Here is a 3,629-nt window from a genome sequence, read left to right as displayed (position 1 = left end):
CATGCCCGTGCGCACTGCCTTCGCCGATGCCGACTCGGCCGTGCAGAAAACCCTGCTCGTGGGGCTGGTGGCGACACTGCTGGCCTCCGCGCTGGCCTGGCTGGCAGCGGGGCGGTTGAGCGAAGACCTGTTTGCGCTGGCGCGGGGCGCCGCCAACCTCGAGGCCGGCCAGCCCGGTGCGACCATTCCGCTGGCCTCAAGCAGCCGCGAAGTGCACCGCCTGTCCGTGGTGCTGAACGGCATGACGCGGCGCCTGCTGGCCGCCAACGAGGCCATGGAAGAGAAAGTGCGCCAGCGCACTCAGGAACTGGAGGCCGCCAACCGCGAGTTGGACACCCAGGCACGCAGCGATCCGCTGACGGGGCTCTTGAACCGGCGCGGCTTCGGTGCCCAGCTCGACTTTGCGCTGGCGCTGGCCCGGCGTGGCAGGCGCCCCCTGGCGATGGTTGCGCTGGATGTGGACCATTTCAAGCACATCAACGACACCCATGGCCATGATGTGGGCGACCAGGTGTTGCAGCGGCTGGCAAGCACGCTGCGCGAGCGGCTGCGCGATTCGGACGTGGTGGCGCGCCTGGGCGGCGAGGAATTCGTCGCCCTGCTGCCCGACACCGACCTGGCCGGCGCCGAGGCCACGGCCCGCACGCTGGTGCAAACCATCGCAGCGCAAGAAGACCCGGTGGTGGGCCGCTTCACGGTCAGCGCCGGGGTGTCTGCCCTGCGCAACCCCCTCGACAACGGGCCGGCTTTGTTGCGGCGCAGCGACCAAGCGCTCTACGAAGCCAAGGGCCAAGGGCGCAATCGCGTGTGCGTGCAGGCCTGAGGGTTGGGGCCCTGCTCATGCGCCTGTGCAGGGCACGCAAAGCGCTCGGTTCTCACACACTCGCCGTTCAGCGATCAATGTTGCATTGACCGGTGGAATCTGTCGCCGGTCAGGGGCCAATCACAGGTCGATCGCCTCCACTGGTGCGCGGCGTCCCCGTCCTGCAAGGCGGATTGCTACCGCGTAAGCACCGCCAAGGCCCGGTAAGAAAGCCAGCAGACACGCCTAAAACAAGGATGCTTTAAGTGCGGTGCACCCCGCAATGCTGGGCTGCCCCGCAGCGTTGCGGGGCGCAGCGTCGTCAAGCCATTGCCCGTCAGGTGCTGGTGTGATCGCTGCGTACAAAGCCCCATATCTCGGGCAAACCAACACACCGAAGGACGCATTCGCCCGCAGAGGCGATATGGAGAGACCACGCATTCACGCACGTGCGCTGCCGGAAGGCGTGGCGTCGAAGTAGGCCTGCAGCCGTGCTGCCAGCCCGGCGAGATCGGGGTCGCCCAGTGCGCGCGCCCGCGCCAGCTGCTCCAGGGCATAGGGGCGATGCCCCAGCATCATGGCCGCATTCACGCACTGGCCGTGTGCGGCCATTTTCAGGATGAAGGCATTGAGGCGCTCGCAAGGCCAGTAGGCCGCTTCGGCCACGGGCCGTGTCGGAAGGCTTTCGGACAGGGGACAGGCGCCGTTCACGCCCGCGGCGTTTGCGGCTGCGGCGCAATCTCCCAACCCCATGCCCGCAGTGACAGAGGCAATGGAGGCGCTTGGTAAGGCAAGTGAGGACATGGATGGCTCCCTCATGTAAAGCCGGGCCGGAGGGCTATCGCACCGCAGGACAGGTGCTCACTTGACGCGACGTGTGCCACTCTGGCACCCAGCGCACGTTGCCCAAGCCCAGGCATCGGCGCCCGCCATACAGCCTGGCAGGCTTGCACCCATGCTCGGCGCCACCGCGGGGGCGGGCCATCAGCCGCCCTGCCATCGCCGCGTAGGACGGTGCGCAAGCCCCGGGGCCAGCGGCGCGGGGCACGCCGGGTGGAGGCTACCCGGCTCGGGGCTCAGGCCTTGGGCAGCGTCACACCATGCTGGCCCTGGTATTTGCCGCCCCGGTCCTTGTACGAGACCTCGCAGACGTCGTCCTTGTCGCTTTCGAAGAACAGCACCTGGGCGCAGCCCTCGCCGGCGTAGATGCGCGCGGGCAGCGGCGTGGTGTTGGAGAACTCCAGCGTCACATAGCCTTCCCACTCGGGCTCGAACGGCGTGACGTTGACGATGATGCCGCAGCGCGCGTAGGTGCTCTTGCCCAGGCAGACGGTGAGCACGTTGCGCGGGATGCGGAAATATTCGACGGTACGTGCCAGCGCGAAGCTGTTGGGCGGGATGATGCAGCTGTCGCCCTCGAAATCGACGAAGCTCTTCTCGTCGAAATTCTTCGGATCCACCACGGTGCTGTGGATATTGGTGAACACCTTGAATTCCGGCGCGCAGCGGATGTCGTAGCCGTAGCTGCTGGTGCCGTAGCTGATGATCTTGCGGCCCTCGGCCTCGCGCACCTGGCCGGGCTCGAAAGGCTCGATCATGCCGTGCTCGGCCGCCATGCGGCGGATCCATTTGTCGCTTTTGATGCTCATGGTGGAGGGCTCCTCGCCAGTACTACGTTTTTGATAGCTGTCAGCGCTTGACCATCAAGCGCAAGAGCCGTATTTTGCTTGAGAAATGACGGTTTTTTCCACCACGCGGTCATCCCCCAGCACGATCAGGGCAAACAGCAGCTCGTCCAGGCTGCCCGCCTGGGCCGTGCGGCGCGCCAGCAACGGCGTGGCCTGCGGATTGAGCACAACGAAGTCGGCCTCGCAACCGGGCTGCAGGTTCCCCACCACGCCCGCAAGCCCCAGCGCCCTGGCGGCGCCCGCCGTGTGCTGCCACCACAGGTGGCCGGGCGACAGGCTCAGGCCGCGCTTGCTCTGCAAGCCCTCGACGGTGGTACGGCCGACGTAGTACGCCGCCAGCATGGTGTGGAACGGGCTGAAGCTGGTGCCGCCGCCCACATCGCTCGCCAGCCCGTAGCCCACACCCACGCGATCGGCCTCGGCGTAGTCGAAGAAACCGCTGCCCAGAAACAGGTTGCTGGTGGGGCTGACGGCCGCCACCGTCCCGGTGTCGCGCATCAGGGCGCGGTCGTGTTCGTCGAGGTGGATGCAGTGGGCATAGACGGCGCGCTCGCGCATCAGGCCAAAGTCGCCGTACACCGACAGGTAGCTGCGCGAGGCCGGAAAGAGCTCGCGCGCCCAGCGGATTTCGTCGAGGTTCTCGGCCACGTGCGACTGGATCCACACATCAGGATATCGCGCGGCCAGTTCACCCGCGCCGCGCAGCTGCTCGGGCGTGCTGGTGGGCGCAAAGCGCGGCGTGATGGCGTAGCCCAGGCGATCCACGCCGTGCCAGCGCTGGATCAAGGCCTCGGTATCGCGCAGGCTTTGCTCGGTGTCGTCGCGCACGCCGTCGGGCGAGTGGCGGTCCTGCAGCACCTTGCCGGTGATCAGGCGCATCTGGCGCCGCAGCGCCTCGGCGAACAGAGCCTCGACCGAGGCGGGGTGCGACGTGGCGAATGCCAGCGCCGTGGTCACGCCGTTGCGCAGCAGCTCTGCTATGAAAAACTGAGCTACATGCGCACTGTAGTCGGGCGCCGCAAAGCGTTTTTCATGCGGAAAGGTGTAATTCTCAAGCCAGGGCAGCAGGCCGTCGGCGGGCGAGCCGATCACATCGGTCTGCGGAAAGTGGATGTGCATGTCCACAAAACCGGGGCGCA

At 66.9% G+C, this 3,629-nt stretch carries 4 protein-coding genes; 1 reads left to right on the top strand and 3 read right to left on the bottom strand.

Annotated features, from left to right (window positions below):
- Positions 1-823, top strand: an 823-nt coding sequence (locus tag ACDELDRAFT_RS20180) for a GGDEF domain-containing protein (protein ID WP_005799921.1), incomplete at its 5' end; no start/stop codon positions are given.
- 420 nt (positions 824-1,243) lie between these two features.
- On the opposite strand, the gene ACDELDRAFT_RS25890 is transcribed toward ACDELDRAFT_RS20180, so the two are convergent.
- From ACDELDRAFT_RS25890 to guaD, 3 genes are all read right to left on the bottom strand, one after another.
- Positions 1,244-1,606, bottom strand: a complete 363-nt coding sequence (locus ACDELDRAFT_RS25890; protein ID WP_005799919.1) for a hypothetical protein — start codon at positions 1,604-1,606, stop codon at positions 1,244-1,246.
- Positions 1,607-1,878: 272 nt separating this feature from the next.
- The gene (dcd, locus tag ACDELDRAFT_RS20170; protein WP_005799918.1) at positions 1,879-2,451 is read right to left on the bottom strand and encodes a dCTP deaminase; all 573 of its coding nucleotides are present in this window, start codon (positions 2,449-2,451) and stop codon (positions 1,879-1,881) included.
- A 54-nt stretch (positions 2,452-2,505) separates the two neighbouring features.
- On the bottom strand, positions 2,506-3,629 hold a 1,124-nt coding region (gene guaD / locus ACDELDRAFT_RS20165; protein ID WP_005799917.1), incomplete at its 5' end, for a guanine deaminase.

It is taken from the genome of Acidovorax delafieldii 2AN (assembly GCF_000175235.1).
In the GTDB taxonomy this organism is placed as follows: domain Bacteria; phylum Pseudomonadota; class Gammaproteobacteria; order Burkholderiales; family Burkholderiaceae_C; genus Acidovorax; species Acidovorax delafieldii_B.
Note: the sequence above shows the minus strand (reverse complement) of the source record. Positions and strands in the feature narration are given on the sequence as shown.

Excerpts from the sequence above, each read along its gene's own strand:
- ACDELDRAFT_RS25890 (WP_005799919.1), bottom strand. The coding sequence starts at position 1,606 with ATGTCCTCACTTGCCTTACCAAGCGCCTCCATTGCCTCTGTCACTGCG.
- dcd (WP_005799918.1), bottom strand. The coding sequence starts at position 2,451 with ATGAGCATCAAAAGCGACAAATGGATCCGCCGCATGGCGGCCGAGCAC.